We start from the raw sequence: 21,820 nt of genomic DNA, 5'->3' as shown, positions 1-21,820 counted from the left end.
TTAAAATCAGAAGCCTGACTTGAACCTTCGAAATCTCGTTATACCTTCAAAAACTTGCGAATGGACACGGTACTTCCCCAAATGCCAATCAGCATGCCCAGCCCAACCAGCAGACCGCACAGGAGCATCCAGATCTCACCGAACGGGATCAGCTTCAGCCCCAGCATCGGGTCACCCTGCACAGAAGACAACAGACTGGTGTAACCTGCGTAAAGCAGGCCCGAGGTGACGAGTGAACCAATTAATCCGATCAGTGCCCCTTCTATAAAGAAAGGCCAGCGAATAAAATAATTTGTCGCCCCAACCAGCTTCATGATGCCGATCTCTTTGCGACGGGCCAAAATGGTTACGCGAATCGTATTGGAGATCAGGAACATGGACATCAGGCCTAATCCTGCTACAAAAATAAAACCAATATTGCGCACAGCACGCGTCACTTTAAACAACGTCTCGATTGAGCCTTTTCCGTAATTGACTTTATAGATAGGCTGCTCTTCATGAGTCTCGTTCAGCGCTTGGATCTTCTCAGCCACAAAAGGGACAGTAGTCGGCTCAATGACCTCTATTACCAGCTTGTCCGGCAAAGGGTTGTTGTCCTCATCGAATCCTTCAAGAAGTTCAGCGGCGTCCGCGCCCATATCTTCACGGAATTCCTTGAGACCCTGCTCCTTGGATACAAAAGTAATCTTGCTGACCTCCGGCATGCTGCCGATCTCATTCTCCACCGTCTCACGTAGCTTCTGGTCGGTATTAAGCGCCAGATGCACATTGATCTGAACCTGACTGTCCGCCTTATCGGCGATAGCGTTCACATTAAGTACAAGCAGAATAAAGACACCTAGCACGAACAACGAGACGACAATCGAGGTGATGGAGGCTATGGACATCCAGCCGTTGCGGAATACGTTTTTAAAGCCTTCCCGCACGTGTCGCAAGAAGGTCTTAAAACTCATAACCGTATTCCCCTCTCACTTGGTCTCTCACAATGTTGCCGTTCTCGATGGCCAGAACCCGCTTGCGCATTTTGTTAACAATGTCACGGTTATGCGTAGCCATGACGATCGTAGTGCCACGGAAATTGATCTCGTCCAGCAGTTGCATAATGTCCCAGGAGGTCTCCGGGTCAAGGTTACCCGTAGGCTCGTCCGCAATAATAACGGACGGATTATTAACGATCGCCCGGGCAATCGCAATCCGCTGCTGCTCACCGCCAGAGAGCTGTGAAGGCTCGCGGTTGGCTTTGTTCTTCAGACCGACCAGATCTAGTACTTCATTGACGCGCTTCTTGATAATTTTCTTCGGAGCCTCAATAACTTCCATTGCAAAAGCAACGTTCTCAAAGGCCGTCAGCTTCGGGAGCAGCCGGAAATCCTGAAAGATTACGCCAATATTCCGGCGCACATAAGGAATTTTACGCGGTTTGAGCTTGCCTATATTGAAACCGCCCACGGAAATCTGACCTTTGGTCGGCATCTCTTCTCTATAAATTAATTTCATGAAAGTCGACTTCCCTGCACCAGACGGACCGACAACATATACGAATTCGTTACGGTCAATCTTGACGGACACGCCCTGCAGCGCATGAGTGCCATTGGGGTACGTCTTCCACACATCCTGCATTTCAATCACTCTATCACTTCCCGATTATGACATATTCCGCCGTGAAGTCTTTCGACAAGGTCCAGCCCAGACTTCCATAAACTGCACTTTACAGCAGGCGTCTCTATTGTAACAAATCTGTTACTCCTTGAGTACCCGAAAGTTTTACATTGGCCGCACATATACTTGAAATATCACGGCTTTCCTAACCAATTTAACCCCTCAAGAGGAGATTCCTATGAAAAAAATTCACGCTGCTCTCATTGCATTGATCAGTCTTATTCTAGCAGGTTTGCTTGTTACCGGCGGGCTTCATCTCTATACGAGTCAGCGCACATTGCCTGACGGAATCAACCTTGCCGGCTGGGAGATTGGCGGTATGAATATCGATGATATTCGCTCCGGTCTCGAGCAGCGGCTTCTCGCACTCGAAGCCCTTCCGCTTGTTCTCAAGGCGGAGGGTACTGCAGATGTTGCTATCACTTTGAAGCAGGCCGGGCTGACCTACAAAGCTCCGGCTTTCCTGCAAGCCCTTCAGGAGCTTAAAGAGGGAAATTTGTGGGATCGCTTCAACGCCCGCCGCAGCTTTCCCCATAGCTGGAGCCTAACCTCTCGTCTGGATATCAAACAGCTCAAAGATATTCTCAGCCCCGCATGGGAGAGATCCGCCTTCGGCGTCCCGGTGGATGCCACCCGGGTCATTACCCCTGGCGATCAGGTGGTCTACACACCGGGAACCAATTCACGCGAGGTGAACTGGACCGCGCTGGAGACTACTTTGCAGGCAGCGCTCCCTACAGACTTCCAACAGCTGGAGGATCTACAGAATACTCCCCTTGTTCTGGAAGTCCCCTTAACCGTGCTGGAGCCAGCGATCACCTTGAAAGAATTAAAAGATCAGGGTATCGAGCGTAAAATCACACAATTCAGCACTTCACTCGGCAGCAGCGGACCAGGCCGCACACATAACGTAGATGCCGCGGCCAAAGCTGTTAACGGAACCATTCTCCCGCCAGGTGCTGTGTTTGATTATGGCAAGGCCATTGAAAAAGCCCGTCAGGAATATGGTTTCCGGGAGGCGCCAGTCATCGTCGGCGGCAGGCTGCAGCCCGGCATGGGCGGCGGTATCTGTCAGGTATCCAGTACGCTGTACAATGCGGCGCTGCGTACTGGTCTTGAGATTGTAGAGCGGCGCAATCATTCCGTACCCGTCAATTATCTGCCAAAGGGACAGGATGCTACGTTCGCTGAAGGATATATCAACTTCCGCTTCCGGAATAATACCGGCAAGTACATCATTATCCAAGCCGAGGTTCAGGGACGCGCCTTGACTGTTAAGCTGTTCGGCACGTTCCCTAAGAATATCAGCTATGGAATCCAATCGAAAACGGTGGAGATCCTGCCACCGAAAGATATTTTCGTCCGCGATGCCTCTCTGTCGCCTGGTAGCTCCCGTGTAATCCAGCAGGGCAAAACAGGATATGTAGTCGAGACTTACATCACCCGCTATGTCGACGGTAAAGCCGTGGAGACTTCCCGGTTGTCCCGCGACGTCTACCCTGCGCAAAAACGGCTGGTCGCAGCCAATCAGCCCGGTGCGGGCCGGAACCCCACTCCAGAAGCTACAGAGCGTCCTTTTATGGAGGATGGTGTGCGCAGCAGTCAGTAGCAGGCACCTATCGCCTCTATCAAAAACGGCCGGACCCGCGAAGGTTCGACCGTTTTATTTTCATATTCGTGTACAGGCAGTCTGCCTGTTTTTACGGGTAAATTACGCAGAGAACCATCGCAGTTTACGATTCAGGAGTATAGTAGGAATACACCCGATTTCGAAAGGATGACTTAGAATGACTACAGCTATTATCAATGATCTTGCAGGACTGATTCGCACTGAGCCCGCTGTCTATGCTTCCCGTACTTGCCGCGAAACGCTGCGCGTGATGTTCCAGCATCCCGAAGCCAAAAGCATTGTCGTCTGTAACGCAGCTAACGAGCCATTGGGACTGCTAATGAGTGAACGTTTCTTCCTACGTGCTACCGGCCGGATGGGCGCAGATTCCTTCTACGGCGAACCAGTTCTGAAGCTGATGAACAAGGCTCCACTAATGCTGGACATTGAAGCCCCTCTGGAGACCGTGATGGCGGCGGCTACCAACCGTCCGGATGAATCCAAGGATGATTGCGTGATTGTCACTCGTAACGGAAAATATGCCGGCGTTGCCTATCCGTCCGATCTGCTCCGCTGCCTGCAGTAGAGCTTTTTTTATTTGTACTGCCTATTCTCCGCTCTCCACTGCAGTCTCTCTTTTAAAAAAGAGCATTAGGTGACACATCAATCCTCCAGTATCCCTCCACCTTCTTCAGCTTTACGATTACATCCTTGTTAGCCCCTTGATTCTTATAGGGAACTGTCAATTCAAATACTGCGGCTAACGCATTTTTGGAGACCATCCGGGCAGTAGCCTTTTCAAAATCCAATGATGTCCCATAATCCCGGTTCACTTGTGTCATCCTTCCTTCATGATCCATAAATTGTGACCGGGCATAATAAACCGCTGCATTGTGGGTAAACGCCTTTTTTATGTAATTCAGCAGTTTCTGCTCTGTGCCGATGTCGCTGGAGAGATAACGATATTCGTCGCCTTTGTACTGAAAAATCTCCCGTTTGTAATCTCCCCCGCCCTGGCTGGCGTAGGAAAAGATAGCATTCGCATGTACTAGCAGTGGAATAATACTTTTCTCGGTCAAATTGTTAATCGTCGCCGGACCTTCCTTGCCCGGTATCGAGGCCCCCACCGTTTTTGCTATAGGGTTTGCTGTAGGTGTCGAAGCTGCCACCGCCCCTCCTCCGGCCGACAGTAGTCCAAGGGAAAGAGCCAATGTGCCAATCATCCATTTTTTATTCATCTTGTATTTCCTCCTTTTCAAAACTAGCCATAAAAGTGCGCTTAAAGATGCTTATTACACCCCGTAAGCTAAAATACCCAATCCATGAGCCAATGAAAACGCTAATCAGATCTTTCGATGTTTCATACCATTTGGGGACTATGCTATTATTTGTGCTGGGAGGAGGATATACAATGGCTTTAATTGAATGTAGATTTTATTCGGAAGTGTTAGGTCTCAGCACCTCCATGACTGTAATTTTACCGCAAACAACAACCTCACAGATCGGTATGAGCAATGTAACGCGTGGTGAGCTGCACCCTACGCTGTACTTGTTACACGGCTTGTCGGATGACGACTCCATCTGGCTGCGTCGGAGCTCGATCGAACGATATGTTGCCGAAATGGGGATTGCAGTGGTGATGCCCCAGGTGCATCACAGCTTTTATACAGATATGGCCATGGGTGGCCAATACTGGACCTTCATCAGCGAGGAATTACCTGCGCTGGCACGTTCCTTTTTCCCGCTCTCGCATAAACGCGAGGACAACTTTGTAGCGGGATTATCAATGGGCGGCTATGGAGCATTCAAGTTAGGACTGCGCAAGCCCGAAAGCTTTGCAGCCGTGGCCAGTCTGTCAGGTTCACTGGATATCGCACAGCATTTCAAAAATACGGATGACCCGGCTGCCAAAAGAGGGTATCAGATGATTTTCGGCGAAAAAGACGTTGCAGGCACACCAGACGATCTCCTGTGGCTCTTAAAGGAACTGGATCAATCACAAGGGCCCAAACCGGCCTTTTATCAATGCTGTGGAACAGAGGACTTCCTGTATGAGAACAATCTGTCATTCCGGGACGCTTGCCGCAAGACTACCCTATCGCTAACCTACGATGAAGGCCCAGGAGAGCATGAATGGGGTTATTGGGATGCCAAGATCCGCGATGTTCTGGCCTGGCTGCCACTCAAATAAATAGATTTTATTTTGCAAAAAAAGACTGTCTCCCCCTTGCTTCAGTAGCCAGGGATAGACAGTCTTTGTCATGTTCAGGAATATTCGCGCCTATCGTGGGGTCATCTGTAATAACAACCTACAAAACAGCGTTGCTGTGTTTTACAACCCACTCATTCGCTTCATGCAGGGCAGCTTCGGCCCGTTCGATGGCAGCCTTCACTTGCACCGTAGCTGTGCCACCGTATACATTACGTGCGTTCACAACAGCTTCCGGCTGAAGTACCGCATAGATGTTCTCATCGAACAACGGCGAGAATTGCTTGAACTCATCGAGCGTGAGATCCAGCAGGAACTTACCCTCGTTGATACAGTACAATACAGTCTTGCCGATGACTTCATGCGCCTGACGGAACGGTAAACCTTTGCCCACCAGGAAATCAGCGATATCTGTCGCGTTGGAGAAGTCGGTGTTCACCGCTTCGCGCATGCGGCCTTTGTTCACCTTCATCGTAGCGATCATTGGAGCGAACAGTTGCAGCGCCCCTGTCAGCGTAGTTACCGTATCGAACATGCCTTCCTTATCTTCCTGCATATCCTTATTGTAGGCCAGCGGAAGCGACTTCAGCACGGTCAACAGACCGATCAGGTTGCCGTATACGCGGCCTGTTTTGCCCCGGACCAGTTCCGGAACATCGGGATTTTTCTTCTGCGGCATGATACTGCTGCCGGTGCAGAAGGCATCATCCAGTTCGACGAAGCTGAACTCAGTGCTGCTCCACAGTACCAGTTCCTCGCTCAGCCGGGACAGATGTGTCATCACAAGCGAAGCATTGGCCAGAAACTCTACGATAAAGTCACGGTCGCTGACAGCGTCCAGACTGTTCTCGTACACACTGTCAAAGCCGAGCTGCTCCGCCACAAAATGACGGTCGATAGGGAACGTCGTTCCCGCCAACGCACCCGCTCCCAGCGGCAGCACGTTGATCCGTTTGTAGCTATCCGTCAGGCGCTCCGCGTCACGGCGGAACATGGACACATAGGCCAGCAAATGATGGGCGAACAGAATCGGTTGTGCCCGCTGCAAATGCGTGTAGCCAGGGATAATCGTCTCTACATTATCTTTTGCCTGCTCAATCAGGGATTCCTGAAGATTGTGGAGTAGACCTACCAATTCCACCACGCGGTTGCGCAGATAAAGATGCATATCCGTCGCCACTTGGTCGTTACGGCTACGCCCGGTATGCAGCTTGCCGCCGACTGGACCGATTTCTTCAATCAAATGCTTCTCAATGTTCATGTGGATGTCTTCATCCGATACCGAGAAAACAACCTCTCCCGCACGAACCTTATCCAGCACTTTGTTCAGACCCGCCTTTATCGTCTCAACATCCTCCTGCGGCAGAATTCCGCATTTGCCCAGCATGGTGACATGGGCCAGACTGCCCTGCACATCTTCTTCCGCCAATGCCTTATCAAACCCGATGGATGCTGTATATTCCTCCACCAGCTTGTTCGTTCCTTTGGTAAATCTTCCGCCCCACAGCTTGCTCACCTGTCGACTCCTCCTCCTTGGACGCCAGAGAGCCGCTCCTGTCCTTGCGGGAGGAACGGCCCACTGAACGGTCCGCTTGTTTGATTGCTCTATCTGAACGTACTCTCTACTTATTTATTCGATTCTGCCACGCCAGAAGATACTTTAAGACGCAGGGCATTCAGGCGGATAAAGCCTGTTGCATCCCCTTGGTCGTAAGCCTGAGTTGGATCAGCTTCCATAGTCGCGATCTCAGGGTTGTACAAGCTCACTGGGCTCTTCACGCCGGCACCGATAATGTTGCCTTTGTAGAGCTTGACGCGCACTGTACCTGTGACGTTTTGTTGGCTCTCGGTAACCAGCGCTTGCAGCGCCTTGCGCTCAGGAGCAAACCAGAAACCGTTGTATACCAACGTGCTGTAACGGGTAATCAGGCTGTCGCGCAGGTTCATGACTTCGCGGTCCATCGTGATGGACTCCATTTTCCGGTGCGCTGTGAACAGAATAGTTCCGCCCGGTGTCTCATATACGCCACGGCTCTTCATGCCGACAAAACGGTTCTCAACCATATCCACACGACCGATGCCGTGCTTGCCGCCCAGTTCGTTCAGCTTCTCCATTACCTGAAGCGGAGACAATGACTCGCCATTGAGAGCTACACAGTCGCCTTTCAGGAATTCAAGCTCCAGATATTCCGGCTCATCTGGTGCATCCTCAGGCGCATTGCTCAGCAGGAACATCCCTTTGTTCTCTGGTGCGCTTGGATCAAACCAAGGATCTTCCAGTACGCCACTCTCATAGCTGATGTGCAGCAGGTTGCGGTCCATGGAATACGGCTTCGCTGCCGAAGCCTGAACCGGAATGTCGTTTGCTTCTGCGTATGCGATCATTTCCGCACGGCCCGGGAACTGGTTACGGAATTCTTCCAGACGCCAAGGTGCAATTACCTGGATACCAGGTGCCAGTGCCGCAGCATTCAGCTCAAAACGCACCTGGTCGTTGCCTTTACCTGTTGCGCCATGCGCGATGGCTGTTGCGCCTTCAGCGATGGCGATATCCACCATCCGCTTGGCAATCAGTGGACGAGCGATACTCGTACCCAAAAGGTATTGCCCTTCATACAACGCGCCCGACTGGAACATCGGATAGATGAAGTCACTCGCGAATTCATCGCGTAGATCGTCGATGTATACCTTCGACGCGCCGGTAGCGAGCGCTTTTTCCTCCAAGCCATCAAGCTCTTCCTTCTGGCCGATATCGGCTGTGAACGCAATGATCTCCGCATCATAAGTCTCTTTCAGCCATTTCAGAATGACCGATGTATCAAGTCCGCCGGAATAGGCGAGTACAATTTTTTCCTTAGCCATGAACAAGCAACTTCCTTTCGTGTGGGCTATATAAGATGTATTGAATACGAGCACCTTTGAAGTCTCGCGTCTGGTCGTAACTGCGCGGAATGTTTGGACTTCCGATCGTTGTTATCATCAGATTTCTATATTTAAGCCGCATTTTGCGGATGAAATCTGATGATAAAGACGACCGCTGACGCTTCTCCAGTTCCAAACTTCCACTACGTTAATTCCTCACAAGCATCAAGATGCCACTATCAAATCCATCTTATATAGATAATTATATTTTAAATAAGATTTAGTTCCTTAACCCATCAGTGCAGCCATGAGTGCCTTCTGCGCATGCAGGCGGTTCTCCGCTTGATCAAAAATCACCGAGTTCGGGCCGTCGATCACACCTGTGCTCACTTCTTCCTCACGGTGTGCTGGCAAGCAGTGCAGGAACAGATAGTCGCTCTTCGCACCCTTCACCAGTTCCTCATTAACCTGATAGTCCTTGAACGCCGCTTCACGCGCCAATTGCTCTTCTTCGAAGCCCATGCTGGCCCACACATCCGTGTAAATGACATCGGCATCCTGCACCGCTTCCTGCGGGCTGGTCGTCACCACGATCTCTGTGCCAGTCTCCTTGGCAATCTCGCGGGCCTCTGCCACTACTGCTGCATCCGGCTCATAGCCTTGCGGGCCCGCTACCGATACATGCACGCCTAGCTTGGCTCCGCCGATGAGCAGGGAATGGGCCATGTTGTTCCCGTCGCCGATATAAGCCAGCTTCAAGCCCTTCAAGCGACCCTTGTGCTCGTATACCGTCTGGTAGTCCGCCAGCACCTGACAGGGATGAGCTAAGTCACTCAAGCCGTTGATAACCGGCACAGAAGCATACTTTGCCAACTCCTCTACCTTGTCATGACCGAAGGTCCGGATCATGATTCCGTCCAGATAACGGGACATCACTTGTGCTGTATCGCCAACGGTCTCACCGCGTCCGAGCTGAATGTCATTTTTGCTCAGGAATAACGCATGACCACCCAACTGGAACATGCCTACTTCGAACGATACGCGGGTACGCGTGGATGATTTTTCAAAAATAAGACCGATTGTCTTGCCCTTCAGCGGCTGATAAACTTCGCCGTTCTTCTGCTTCTTCTTCAGTTCAATCGCCAGCTCAATCAGGTACGTAATCTCCTCCGGGCTGTAATCATTCAGTTCCAGAAGGTCGCGCCCTTTCAGCTTCTTGGCAATATCCTGTGCTTCACTTGGTATAACCTGATTCATGAACTAGGCCTCCCCGTTTGCTTCTGTAGCATAAGTATGAATGAGTTCCGAAAGGATGTCCACCGCCTGATCGATTTCCTCTTTACTGACATACAAGTTCGGCAGCAACCGGATGACATTCGGTCCAGCTGTTACGAACAGCAGCCCCTTTTTCTGTCCAGCCAGCACAATATCGCCTACAGGACCCTTGCATTCAATACCGATCAGCAGACCCTTACCGCGAATTTCAGTGATAAAAGGAACATCCGCCAGCTTCTCTTTCAGCTGTCCGACCAGATAGCTGCCCGATTCAGCCGCAAGCTGCGGTACATTATCTTCAAGCATCGTTTCAATGGTCGCTGACATAACTGCTGCCGCAAGAGGGGTTCCCCCGAAAGTAGTCGCATGACTGCCAGGCGAAAACGCTTCGCGCAGATAACCTTTGCCCAGCATCAACCCCGCCGGGAAGCCGCTTGCTACGCCTTTTGCCAGTGTGAAAATATCCGGCTCAATATTGTAGTGCTGATGACCGAACAGCTTGCCTGTACGTCCCATGCCAGTCTGTACTTCATCTACAATCAGCAGCAGTCCATGCTCTTTGCAAAGTACAGCCACGGCTTCGAGAAACTCTGGTTGTACCTCAAGCACGCCACCCTCGGCCAAAATCATTTCAATCATGATCGCTGCTGTATGCTCACCGATTGCCGCCTTGAGCGCAGACAAATCATGTAGTGGCACGGTTTTGAAGCCTGCCGGAAGCGGCAGGAAGCCTTCCTTGACCTTTTGCTGCCCGGTAGCCGTCAGTGTTGCCAATGTGCGGCCATGGAAGGACTGCTCGAAAGTGATAACCTCGTAACGGTCCACACCCTTGATCTTCTGCTGGTAACGACGTGCCAGCTTAATAGCCGCTTCATTAGCTTCCGCCCCGCTGTTGCAGAAGAAGACTTGGTCCGCACAACTGTTCTCGGTAAGCAGTTGGGCTACCTTGTCCTGTCCCGGAATATGGAACAGATTGGAGACATGCCATAGTGTATCGATCTGCTCCTTCAGCTTGGCGCCGACTTTCTCCGGAGCATGACCCAAACTAGTCACTGCCAGTCCGGAGGTGAAATCCAGATACTTGTTCCCTTTGTCGTCCCACACCCAGCTGCCCTTACCTTTAACGAGGCTGATATCGAATCTGGCATAGGATGGGAACACTGCGCTCAACTTGTCTGCCGGCTCCTCTTGTCCTGCCGCGCCACCTGCCGCTTTACCTTCTTCCACTTGTGTAAGCTTGCTCATTCCATTGTCACTCTCCTGTCATCTGCGCCGCTAATGGGCTGCCTATTTATAGTGAACTTGAATACGTCCAAGATACATGTACTCTTTATCGGACGATACGCGTTCCGATATCTTCTCCCTGTAGTACCCGTCCCAACACATGCGGCTCCTTACCATCCACGATAACCACTTCAGACACATTACCCTGGATGCAATCGATCGCTGCACGAACTTTGGGGATCATACCGCCATAGATTTCACCGCTGGCAATCAACGCTTCAATTTCCTGTACCGTCACCGAGGGGAGAACCACCTTCTCCCCGTCTATGGTCCGCATAATACCGGGAACATCCGTCACTACGATCATTTGCGGTGAATCAATATGAGAAGCCACAGCTCCCGCTGCCGTATCTGCATTAATATTGTAACGCTGGCTTCCCGCATCCACCCCGATCGGGGCAATCACAGGAATATAACCCAAGGCGAGGATACCCGTCACAATCTCTGCCTTCACCCCGGTTACTTCTCCGACCAGCCCTACCTCAGCGCTATTGTCTACCGGACGAACGGTAATCAAGTTGCCATCCACGCCGGACAATCCAAGCGCAAGCCCCCCGCTGCCTTGAATCCTACGTACGATCGCTTTATTAATGCTACCCGCCAGTGTCATCTCCACAACATCCAGAACTTCTTCTGTGGTCACTCGCAAGCCGTTTACGAAGCTGCTCTCGATGCCCAGCTTAGTCAGGTTCTCTGAAATAGCCGGTCCGCCCCCATGTACGATCACGGGCTGAATCCCCTCCGCTTGCAGGTCACGCAGATCCTCAAAGAACGAATCCGGAAGCGCCGCTAGCGTACTGCCACCACACTTCATCACGAACAACCGGTCGGTCGCCTTCGCATCTCTATCTATTGCATTCTGTACCATTATCCAAGCCCTCCCTGAAGCACTTCAGCAGCCATGCCCGCAGGGTTAGGTGCGGTATGCAGCATTAATGCGTACATAATCGTAAGTAAGATCGCAGCCCCATGCAGTAGCCGTTCCCTCTCCATCATGCAGCTTTACTGTAATCAGAACCGTGTCACTCTTCTGCAAGTAGACCAAAGCCTGCTCTTCATCAAAAGCAACCGGCTTCGACTGTAGCAATACTTCAATTGCTCCCAGCGAGATGTCCACCCGTTCCGGTGAAACCGGAACTCCAGCACGCCCTACAGCAGCAATAATCCGTCCCCAGTTCGCATCCGCGCCGAAAATCGCCGATTTCACCAGACTGGAACCGACCACCGTCTTCGCAATGGCAGCAGCAGCTTCATCGTTCACTGCCCCGCTGACCTGAACCTCGATCAGCTTCGTTGCACCTTCACCGTCACGGGCAATCGACTTCGCCAGACTCTGGCATACATGCGTGAACGCAGCGGCAAAGTTATCCCAATCGGGGTGCAGCCGGTTCAGCTTACTATTTCCAGCAAGCCCGCTGGCCATCGCCACGAGCATATCATTCGTACTAGTATCACCATCAACAGTAATCATATTAAAAGTAACATTCGTAGCAGCGCGCAGCAGATTCAGCAAGTCCTCACCGTCAATGGCTGCGTCTGTAGTCATAAAGCCGAGCATCGTTGCCATGTTGGGGTGAATCATCCCGGAGCCCTTCGCGGCTCCAGCAATCACGACCTCTTCACCGCCTACGGACACTTTTACGCAGCACTCTTTTTTCACCAGATCTGTAGTTAGAATCGCTTGGCAGAACTCTTCTGCTCCGGCAGCTCCCCCGTCCAGCTTCTCCGGCAATCCGGCAATCCCGCTCCGTACAGCATCCATCTTGAGCAGTTCCCCAATCACACCAGTTGAAGCAACGGCCACATTCTCTTCCGCCACATTCAGCTGACGGGCAGTCGCGGCGCGCATCTCGTACGCATCTGCTTCCCCTTGTTCCCCTGTGCAGGCATTGGCATTGCCGCTGTTCACGACTATCGCCTGTAACGTTCCATTCACCAGACTTTCCCGGGTTACCTTCAGTGGAGCAGCCTGAAATACATTCGTTGTATATACTCCTGCCGCTGTAGCAGGCACCTCACACAGGATGGCGCCGAGGTCGTTGCGGTCTGTTTTTTTCAAGCCACAGTGCAAGCCTCCTGCTTTGAAGCCCTTAGGTGTTGTGATGCTGCCGCCTTCCACGACGGTATATGTTTGCTTCTCGCTCATTGTCTCTTTTACCACTGAACTCTACGGATACACAGGTGTATAGCCGAGGCCAAGGGTTTCCTCCCATCCCATCATCAAATTGAGGTTCTGTATTGCCTGCCCAGCTGCACCCTTCACGATGTTATCAATAACGGATACGATCGTAATACGCCCGGTACGGGCATCTGCCGCAAAGCCAATATCACAATAATTGGAGCCGCTAACTTCCTTCGTTGCCGGAATCACTCCCGCGTCGCGCACGCGCACATAAGGTCTGCCTGCATAATACTTACGATATAAGTCCACAAAATCCTGTTCCGTATATTGCCCGTTCATTCCAGCATACATCGTGCTCATAATACCCCGTGTCATAGGGACGAGGTGTGTGGTGAATGTCACCGTAACATCTTTCCCGGCAACGTCTGAAAGCGTCTGTTCAATTTCCGGTATATGTTGATGCTTGTTGACCTTATAAGCTTTGAAATTCTCATTCATCTCTGAAAAATGCACCATCAGGCTCGTTCCACGACCTGCTCCAGACACCCCTGATTTCGCATCAATAATGATGCTGTCATGCTTGATCCAACCCGCTTCAATGGCCGGAACCAGCCCCAGCAGCGTAGCCGTAGGATAACAGCCTGGATTCGATATTAAATCAACTCCCGCCGCCCGCTCTCCATACACCTCGCACAGCCCGTATACCGCCTGCTCCAGATAAGCTTCGGCCGGTGCCGGGTGTTTATACCACTGCTCATAAGCCGCGCCGTCCTTCAAGCGAAAATCACCCGACAGATCCACAACCTTGAGTCCTGCCTCAAGCAGCTGTGGGACCAGCTTCGCACTTACCCCCGACGGGGTAGCTGTGAATACAACATCCGCCTTCCCGGCAATCTCTGCTGCATCCACTCCGTCCAGCTTTAGCTCCACTACCCCGGTCAGATGCGGGAATCCTTCTTCAATAGGCACCCCTGCGCTAGATGAGGAAATCACTGATGTGATCTCCACCTTAGGATGACTTTGCAGCAGCCTGATCAGCTCCACGCCTCCATATCCCGTTGAACCAACAATTGCCGCCCTCAGCTTGCTCTCCACTGTCATCCCCACTTTCTGCTTGATGTTGATACTCTAATCTATCTGGTCTTGCCTGATATTCAGTCTATTGTATAGCCGCTCTGAAATATGTATTATTATACGACTCAATTAATATAAATACAACATGTTAAGTTAACTTTGTACATAGTTTCGGTATAAAAAAAGAAGCGCGACTCTCCGCGCAGGAGAGTTCACGCTTCTCTTTTAAATCCTTCGCCCAGCACTTCATGGGCCTCTGTAATAATTACAAACGCGCCCGGATCAACCGATCTGACGATTGCTTTAAGTCTTGTGATTTCGTTCTGGCCGACCACAACCATAAGTACCGTGCGATCATCGCCTGTATAGCCACCCTGAGCATTCAGCTTCGTTAGACCACGGTCCAAGTCATTCAGTATCGCCTGTGTGATCTCCTCTGTCTGCTCCGAGATAATATACGCGACCTTGGTATAGCTAAAGCCAACCTCCAGCGCATTAATGACCCGGCCGGTAACAAATAAACCAATCAGCGCATACATCGCCTGCTCCATCCCCAGCACAAACGCTGCCAGCGTAATCACCGTACCATCCAGCAGCACAACTGACATGGAGAAGCTCAGACCGGAGAACTTCTGAATAATCTGGGCCAAGATTGAGAGACCGCCTGTCGAGCCGCGTCCACGGAAGACCAGCCCAAGACCAAGACCTACCCCAATCCCTCCATATATGGAAGCAAGGAGTGGATTAGTAGTCGGAACGGGGCCATCTTTAGTCAAAAAAATAAACAATGGCAGCACGAAGCTGCCCAGCAAAGAGCGCATTCCATACTGCTTGCCCAGCAATACTACCCCCATCACGAAGAGTGGAATATTCAACGCCCATTGGGTAAAAGCAGGCTCTGCCCCAAACCAGGCTTCGGCCAGTACGGATAGACCGGATACCCCTCCGGAAGCAATCCGGTTCGGCAGGAAAAACAAATTGAACGCAAGCGCCGTAATCAGTGACCCCAACAGAATCAGTCCTAAATCCACTGCATGACGCAGTGGTCCATTCAACGGAATGAACGGCGGCTTATTGCGTGAGTTGATCTTTTGCATGAAAGGCTCTCCTTCAAAGTAACTTTATCTTTTCTCTTGACGCCAAAAATTCCTACGGCCTCCGAGGAAGCGTAGGAATTCATTTGTACTTATTCAGTTTCAGTCTTGATTTGGCTGCGCAAATATCCATCAATAAATGCGTCCAGATCGCCATCCATTACAGCACCCACGTTTCCGGTTTCCACGGAAGTGCGGTGATCCTTTACCATACTATAGGGATGGAACACATAGGAGCGAATCTGGCTACCCCAGGCAATATCCGACTGTTCTCCTCGGATTTCATCCAGCTGTTGCTGCTGCTCTTGCAGCTTGCGCTCATACAGCTTGGAACGAAGCATTGTCATCGCCCGTTCCCGGTTCTTGATCTGAGAACGTTCATTCTGACAAGTCACAACCACACCAGTTGGTAAGTGCGTGATCCGCACCGCCGAGTCTGTCGTATTGATATGCTGACCACCGGCACCACTTGCCCGGTAGGTATCGATTTTAAGATCCTCTGTACGGATTTCAACTTCCACATCATCCGATATTTCTGGTACCACATCACAGGATACGAATGAAGTATGCCGTCTGCCGGAGGAGTCAAAAGGCGAGATACGTACCAATCGGTGTACGCCCTTCTCTACCTTCAAGTAACCATAAGCGTTAAAGCCTTTGATTAGCAGGGTCACGCTCTTGATTCCTGCCTCATCACCTGGAAGATAATCCAGCACTTCGACCTTGAAGCCGCGTTTCTCTGCCCAGCGTGTATACATCCGCAGCAGCATTTGTCCCCAATCCTGGGACTCCGTGCCGCCTGCACCCGGATGCAGCTCCAGGATAGCATTCATCTTGTCGTATGGCTGGTTCAGCAGCAACTGCAGCTCGAACTCATCCACTTTACCGGCCAGAGCGCGGATGTTGCCAGCAACCTCAGCCGCCAGTTCCTCATCGCCCTCTTCATCGGCCAACTCAGCCATCATCGCAGCATCATCATAATCCTGCTGCAGCTTCTCATACTGATCTACCGAAGATTTAACAGCATTCATCTCGGCGATAATGCCTTGGGCTTGCTCGCTGTCATCCCAGAACCCGGGAGCCGCCATCTTCTCTTCGAAGTTAGCAATCATCTCTTGCTTAAGGTCTAAGTCAAAGAGACCCCCTAAGGTTGGTTAATTTCTTACCGATTTCCCGCAGGTCCTGCTTTACATTTGGATCTATCATATGTCACTTCACCTTTCAGTATAAGTTGTTGCGTTTCCCGCATATTGGAGTAGCGAGTTGGAATCTCTACATTCCTATTCACCAAAACTACGAATTTAAAAAAGCGGCCAGGCCGCAAACGGGAATCCCCGGGCCCAGCCGCTCTTTGTTGTTATTATACCCTTTAGAAACGGTATAGCAGACTCTGTAAAAAGAAATGTCTATTATTTAAAGAACATTCTCTTAAATGTCCCATACCACTCTATAGAGATACATTCACGGTCCTTTGTTAGCTTATGCGTTCTGGCCGTGGCAGTTCTTGTATTTCTTGCCGCTTCCGCAAGGACAAGGATCGTTGCGGCCGATTGCTTCTTCCACATGCACCGGACGCTTCTCAGCCGGCTCACCGTTGGTAGAAATTTTATCCTCTTCCACTACGGATTGACGCTCTTGATTCGTCTCGATATGTGCCTTCATAATATAAGTCGCCACTTCTTCTTGAATGTTGGCGGTCATTTCATTAAACATTTCGAAGCCTTCGAACTGGTATTCGCGAAGCGGATCTGTACCGCCGTATGCACGAAGGTGAATCCCTTGACGCAGTTGATCCATCGCATCAATATGATCCATCCATTTGCTGTCTACGGAACGAAGTACAATAACCTTCTCGAACTCACGAACCAGCTCTGAGCCAAGACGTTCTTCGCGGGCTGCATATTTCTCCAGTACACGATCAAAGATATAGTCAGTGATCTCTTCAACTTCTTTGCCCCACAGATCATCACGAGTCAATGTGCCTTCATCCAGCAGTTTGCTGTTCACATAATCCGCAACTTCCTGAAGTTCCCAGTTCTCAGGAATATCGTCGCTACAATGGGCACGAACTACCCGGTCTACGACCGGTTTGATCATTTCCATTACAACATCCTTGATATTCTCCGATTCCAGAATCTCACGACGCTGCTTGTAGATGATTTCGCGCTGTTGGTTCATTACATCATCATACTGCAGGACCACTTTACGAATGTCGAAGTTATTGCCTTCCACCCGTTTCTGGGCAGACTCGACAGCACGTGTAATCATCCGGCTCTCGATCGGCTGATCTTCTTCAAATCCAAGACGGTCCATCATGTTCAGTACATTATCTGCACCAAAACGCTTCATCAGCTCATCGCCGAGGGACAGGTAGAATTGTGTGGAGCCAGGGTCTCCCTGACGTCCTGCACGTCCGCGAAGCTGATTGTCAATCCGCCGTGATTCATGACGCTCTGTCCCAATGATATGCAATCCACCGAGTTCGGACACACCTTCACCCAGAATGATATCTGTACCACGACCCGCCATATTGGTAGCGATCGTAACCGTACCTGGTTGTCCTGCATGAGTGATAATTTCCGCTTCCGTCGCGTGATGCTTCGCGTTCAATACCTGGTGTCTAACACCTTTGCGCTTCAGCATTTCAGAGAGAAGCTCGGAATTTTCGATTGAAACGGTACCTACCAACACTGGCTGATTTTTCTTGTGACGCTCCACAATCTCAGCCACAACAGCGTTGAATTTGCCGTTCTCGGACTTGTATACCACATCTGGCATATCTTGACGCTGATTCACCTTATTTGTTGGAACCTGAAGAACCTCAAGACCATAAATCTTCTTGAATTCCTCTTCTTCCGTCTTCGCCGTACCAGTCATACCAGCCAGCTTACGGTACATCCGGAAGTAGTTCTGGAAGGTAATCGTTGCCAGCGTCATGCTCTCGTTCTGTACCTGAATTTCTTCCTTGGCTTCAATCGCCTGATGCAGACCGTCGCTATAACGGCGGCCCGCCATCAGCCGGCCTGTGAATTCATCAACGATAACCACTTCTTCTTCATTCACCACATAATCCACGTCACGGCGCATGATAACATTCGCCTTGAGTGCTTGCACAATATGATGGTTCAGCGTTACATTGCTGTGGTCATAGAGATTCTCAACGCCAAAAGCACGTTCAGCCACGGCTACACCTTTTTCAGTCAAGGCAACAGATTTCACCTTGATGTCGATCGTGTAGTCTTCTTCTGCCTTTAATTTCTTTACAAACCGGTCAGCTGCATAGTACAGCTCTGTCGACTTCTCAGCTTGTCCCGAAATAATCAGCGGTGTACGCGCCTCATCGACCAGGATCGAGTCTACTTCGTCAATAATACAGAAATAGAGCGGACGCTGAACCATTTGCTCCTTATAGAGCACCATGTTATCCCGCAAGTAGTCAAAACCAAACTCATTGTTCGTACCATACGTAATATCGTTGGCATATGCATCTTGTTTATAAGCATGGTCCATGCCGCTCAGGTTAACCCCGACCGTCATGCCCAGGAAGTTATAGATTTGTCCCATTTCGGCGCTGTCACGCTGAGCCAGGTAGTCATTGACTGTAACGACATGAACGCCTTTACCGAGCAATGCATTCAAGTAAACAGGAAGTGTACCTACAAGGGTCTTCCCTTCACCTGTCTTCATCTCAGCGATACGGCCCTCATGCAGTGCCATACCACCAATGAGCTGCACGTCATAATGACGCTTGCCCAGCACCCGCTTGGATGTTTCACGCACCGTAGCAAAAGCTTCGGGCAGAAGCTCTTCCAGTGTCTCACCCTTTTCGATCCGGGCGCGGAATTCTTCTGTCTTTCCTTTCAATGCTTCATCGGAAAGCGCCGCAAAATCCGGCTCCAGTCCATTAATAATTTCGACTGTTTTCGAAAGTCGTTTAACATCACGATCATTAGTATCACCAAAAATTTTCTTTACAAGTCCTAGCATGGTTAACCCCTTTCATGCAACACAGATGGTGGAACCTTAGCCCATCCCCACTTAAATTGAAAGGGCCAAAATGCAGAAACGATTCCGCTGCTTCATAAATTGTAACAGTTTGTAAGAGATGCCGCAATACAAGCAAATACTTGGCACATTTTCATACATAACTATATATACGCATAAGAGCCCTATTCGCTTCACGCGAATAAGGGCTCGTTTAATTTTTTTACATCTGACTGATAATAAACGCTTCTAACTCTCACTAATTATAGGAATTAGCTGTAGTTAGCTCTGTTCAATCAGTCCGTATTTTCCATCATTACGTTTGTAAACAACACTCACTTCGGATGTATCAATATTGGAGAAGACAAAGAAGTTATGTCCTACCATATTCATCTGCAGGATAGCTTCCTCCACATCCATAGGCTTCAGAGTAAAGCGCTTGTTCCGTACAACTTCCAAATCATCGTCCGTATCCTGTTCTTCTACAGCTACAGAGCTGCCGTTGCCTTCCACGAATAATGTCTTCAGGCTGCCTTCCTGACGGAACTTGCGGTTCAATTTGGTCTTGTGTTTACGAATTTGGCGTTCCAGCTTGTCCACTACGGCATCAATGGATGAATACATGTCATCGCTGCGATCTTCCGCACGAAGCGTCACACCTGCAAGCGGAATCGTTACTTCCACTGTATGAAGGCCGCGTACAACGCTAAGCGTTACATATCCTTCTGAGGTAGGGGGTGCATCGAAATACTTCTCAAGTCTGCTGAGCTTCTTATCAACATAGTCTCTCAAAGCGTCGGTCACTTCAATTTGTTGACCTCGAATGCTAAATTGCATGGGGCACTCCTCCTTTGTTTACAGCTCCATTATACCAAATTGTTAGAGCTAAGTAAAAAACAAATCATGACAACCTTTACATTAAGCTAACAAATTTCCCGCAAGATATTCGCCTTTAAAAAAGAAGTCCGGAAAGAGGATAGAAACGACCCTTTCCGGACGATTACAATTCTATTCTGCTACAGACTATAATTGCTCATTCACAGTTGTTAACTAAAGTCCTCACTTGTGAATCTGCTACCTGAATCCCTTCTGTTATGGCTGCTTTGTATGCAAGCGAACAACCTCTACGGAGGACCAATTGCTGCCGGAGCCACTAACAAGATAAACCTTATAACCCGTTCCAGCATTAAGTCCAGTTAGGGTATACGTATGACCTGTCCCTGGAAGTACAGACACAGTACCTGTCCATGGCGCTGCCAGCGTGGTACCTGCACTATTCTGACCGGCTGCCACCTGTCCAGCGCTTGGTACAGCATCATTCTCAGGAAGCACTACGTACTTAACCTGCTGGGCCGTTCCGCCAGCCTGTCCATACTTGAAGTACACGTCAGCGGTTACGGTTCCAATCTGTCCCGGCTGTGCCAGCGTAATGGCATCTGCATTGGCTGGGGCTGTCTTCAACTGCACTTTTGCTACGGAGGACCAATTGCCGGAGGTGTCCGTAACCACAGCGAATGTAGCATATTCTGTGTTGGCTTGCAGGCCATAAACGGAGAAGGAAACTGTTGTGTTAGCGGCGGTTGCCTTAATTCCATGGTTTACAACCGTTACACCAGCACCACCCTGTCCACCTTTTACTTCCGCCACACTTGGTGTTATCAGCGTGCTCGTATATGGAACCACAACATAATACACTTCACCTGTTACTGAAGGTGTGAGGTACACATCTGCAGTAACCGATCCGACATGTCCATAGGTGACACCAGTAACCGTTGGAGTAGTGATGGTCCCGCCACCGCCTCCACCACCGCCGCCTCCGCTTCCCCCACCTGGAACAGTTGTCGGAACTGGGGTAGGACTGGCTGTAGGTACAGTTGTGGCCGACGGCGTTGGTGTAGGTACTGGCGTAGGATTCACAACGCCTGGTGTTGCTGGTTTATACACTACCGAATTGCTTATAATACCTACTGCCTCGGCGCGGGTCAGCGCTTTTTTAGGGCCGAATGTTCCGTCTGGATAGCCGTTGATGATTTTCTTATCTGCAGCTGCTGCAATCGCACCACGGCTCCATGCAGCAAACTGGCTGCTATCTTTAAATTTAGTAGTCGTCGCATTCGTGCTCAGCCTCAACAGCTTGGCAGTGATCACAGCTGCCTCCTGTCTGGTTAGGGGATTATTAGGACGGAACGTATTATTTTCATACCCTCCAATGTATCCCGCTTTGACAGCCTTAGCTACTTCAATGTAGGACCAATTCGAGCTCTTCAGATCCGTGAAGTTAACAGTTCCTGTCTCTGTGAATCCGAACAGTCGGTTTACGAAGGCAACATATTCTGCACGTGTAATCGCATTATTGGGCTTAACGGTACCGTCAGGGTACCCACCAAGATAGCCCTTATCAAGCCATTGCTGCAATTGCGCCTGAGCCCAGTGTCCCTGAATATCTTTGGGAACAGGGGCTGCAGATACACTGCCCAGAGAGCCGAGCAACATGCTCACTCCCAGCATTCCGGTCATAAGACCGCGCCACATCTTTTTCATTTTGCAGTTCATCCTCCTACAGAAAGTATAGTGTGCGCCTGGTAAGCTAAAAAGCTCAACGTAACCCATTACCCGAGTAGTTGGAGGACTAAACCTTTTTATGGAAA

At 50.3% G+C, this 21,820-nt stretch carries 18 protein-coding genes; 3 read left to right on the top strand and 15 right to left on the bottom strand.

The genetic code is table 11. The features are described from left to right. Positions 1-38: 38 nt before the first annotated feature. Together ftsX and ftsE are read right to left on the bottom strand one after the other, a co-directional pair. A complete protein-coding gene (gene ftsX / locus ACFVU8_RS19245) occupies positions 39-953 on the bottom strand; it encodes a permease-like cell division protein FtsX (protein ID WP_066378746.1) in 915 nt (304 codons plus the stop codon). Beyond that, positions 943-1,629, bottom strand: coding sequence for a cell division ATP-binding protein FtsE (gene ftsE, locus ACFVU8_RS19240; protein ID WP_066378748.1), 687 nt, complete (start codon positions 1,627-1,629; stop codon positions 943-945). The genes ftsX and ftsE overlap by 11 nt, the downstream gene beginning before the upstream one ends. A gap of 208 nt (positions 1,630-1,837) precedes the next feature. Here ftsE and ACFVU8_RS19235 point away from each other — a divergent pair, with 208 nt between their 5' ends. Together ACFVU8_RS19235 and ACFVU8_RS19230 are read left to right on the top strand one after the other, a co-directional pair. Further along, positions 1,838-3,268: a VanW family protein gene (locus ACFVU8_RS19235; protein WP_387429367.1), complete on the top strand. Its 1,431-nt coding sequence runs from the start codon at positions 1,838-1,840 to the stop codon at positions 3,266-3,268. A gap of 178 nt (positions 3,269-3,446) precedes the next feature. Beyond that, positions 3,447-3,854 carry a CBS domain-containing protein gene (locus tag ACFVU8_RS19230; RefSeq protein WP_379466423.1) on the top strand — a complete coding sequence of 136 codons (408 nt, stop codon included), beginning with the start codon at positions 3,447-3,449 and terminating at the stop codon, positions 3,852-3,854. 52 nt (positions 3,855-3,906) lie between these two features. On the opposite strand, the gene ACFVU8_RS19225 is transcribed toward ACFVU8_RS19230, so the two are convergent. Then, complete coding sequence (locus ACFVU8_RS19225) at positions 3,907-4,506, bottom strand: DL-endopeptidase inhibitor IseA family protein (RefSeq protein ID WP_387429366.1); 600 nt, start codon at positions 4,504-4,506, stop codon at positions 3,907-3,909. Between the two features lie 173 nt (positions 4,507-4,679). On the opposite strand from ACFVU8_RS19225, the gene ACFVU8_RS19220 reads away from it, so the two are divergent. Next, positions 4,680-5,459, top strand: a complete 780-nt coding sequence (locus ACFVU8_RS19220; protein WP_066378764.1) for an alpha/beta hydrolase — start codon at positions 4,680-4,682, stop codon at positions 5,457-5,459. 118 nt (positions 5,460-5,577) lie between these two features. Here the strand turns inward: ACFVU8_RS19220 and argH are convergent, their stop codons facing one another. The 12 genes from argH to ACFVU8_RS19160 all read right to left on the bottom strand — a co-directional run bounded on the left by argH (position 5,578) and on the right by ACFVU8_RS19160 (position 21,713). Next, positions 5,578-6,993: an argininosuccinate lyase gene (gene argH, locus ACFVU8_RS19215; RefSeq protein ID WP_066378767.1), complete on the bottom strand. Its 1,416-nt coding sequence runs from the start codon at positions 6,991-6,993 to the stop codon at positions 5,578-5,580. 110 nt (positions 6,994-7,103) lie between these two features. Beyond that, entirely contained in the window at positions 7,104-8,339 is a 1,236-nt protein-coding gene (locus ACFVU8_RS19210; RefSeq protein WP_066378771.1) for an argininosuccinate synthase, read from the bottom strand. A gap of 288 nt (positions 8,340-8,627) precedes the next feature. Beyond that, positions 8,628-9,596 carry an ornithine carbamoyltransferase gene (gene argF / locus ACFVU8_RS19205; protein ID WP_387429364.1) on the bottom strand — a complete coding sequence of 323 codons (969 nt, stop codon included), beginning with the start codon at positions 9,594-9,596 and terminating at the stop codon, positions 8,628-8,630. A 3-nt stretch (positions 9,597-9,599) separates the two neighbouring features. Next, entirely contained in the window at positions 9,600-10,859 is a 1,260-nt protein-coding gene (locus tag ACFVU8_RS19200) for an aspartate aminotransferase family protein (protein ID WP_387429361.1), read from the bottom strand. Positions 10,860-10,944: 85 nt separating this feature from the next. After that, on the bottom strand, positions 10,945-11,766 hold the full coding sequence (argB, locus tag ACFVU8_RS19195; protein ID WP_387429359.1) for an acetylglutamate kinase: 822 nt from the start codon (positions 11,764-11,766) through the stop codon (positions 10,945-10,947). Between the two features lie 45 nt (positions 11,767-11,811). Next, positions 11,812-13,044, bottom strand: coding sequence for a bifunctional ornithine acetyltransferase/N-acetylglutamate synthase (argJ, locus tag ACFVU8_RS19190; protein WP_387429357.1), 1,233 nt, complete (start codon positions 13,042-13,044; stop codon positions 11,812-11,814). 21 nt (positions 13,045-13,065) lie between these two features. Further along, positions 13,066-14,115, bottom strand: a complete 1,050-nt coding sequence (gene argC / locus ACFVU8_RS19185) for an N-acetyl-gamma-glutamyl-phosphate reductase (RefSeq protein ID WP_387429493.1) — start codon at positions 14,113-14,115, stop codon at positions 13,066-13,068. Between the two features lie 191 nt (positions 14,116-14,306). Continuing rightward, positions 14,307-15,191, bottom strand: a complete 885-nt coding sequence (locus ACFVU8_RS19180; protein ID WP_175371508.1) for a YitT family protein — start codon at positions 15,189-15,191, stop codon at positions 14,307-14,309. An 89-nt stretch (positions 15,192-15,280) separates the two neighbouring features. Next, positions 15,281-16,394 (bottom strand): peptide chain release factor 2 gene (prfB, locus tag ACFVU8_RS19175; protein WP_387429355.1). Its coding sequence is split into 2 segments (ribosomal slippage): positions 15,281-16,321 and positions 16,323-16,394, totalling 1,113 coding nucleotides; the frame shifts between segments, so codons are not numbered across the junction. A 273-nt stretch (positions 16,395-16,667) separates the two neighbouring features. Further along, complete coding sequence (gene secA, locus ACFVU8_RS19170) at positions 16,668-19,175, bottom strand: preprotein translocase subunit SecA (RefSeq protein WP_379466429.1); 2,508 nt, start codon at positions 19,173-19,175, stop codon at positions 16,668-16,670. 279 nt (positions 19,176-19,454) lie between these two features. Beyond that, entirely contained in the window at positions 19,455-20,009 is a 555-nt protein-coding gene (hpf, locus tag ACFVU8_RS19165) for a ribosome hibernation-promoting factor, HPF/YfiA family (RefSeq protein WP_379466430.1), read from the bottom strand. Between the two features lie 255 nt (positions 20,010-20,264). Continuing rightward, the gene (locus ACFVU8_RS19160) at positions 20,265-21,713 is read right to left on the bottom strand and encodes an S-layer homology domain-containing protein (protein WP_387429353.1); all 1,449 of its coding nucleotides are present in this window, start codon (positions 21,711-21,713) and stop codon (positions 20,265-20,267) included. Positions 21,714-21,820: the final 107 nt, after the last annotated feature.

The organism is Paenibacillus sp. NPDC058177, assembly GCF_042883835.1.
GTDB lineage: Bacteria > Bacillota > Bacilli > Paenibacillales > Paenibacillaceae > Paenibacillus_AQ > Paenibacillus_AQ agri.
This window is presented reverse-complemented; position numbering and strand designations above follow the sequence as displayed.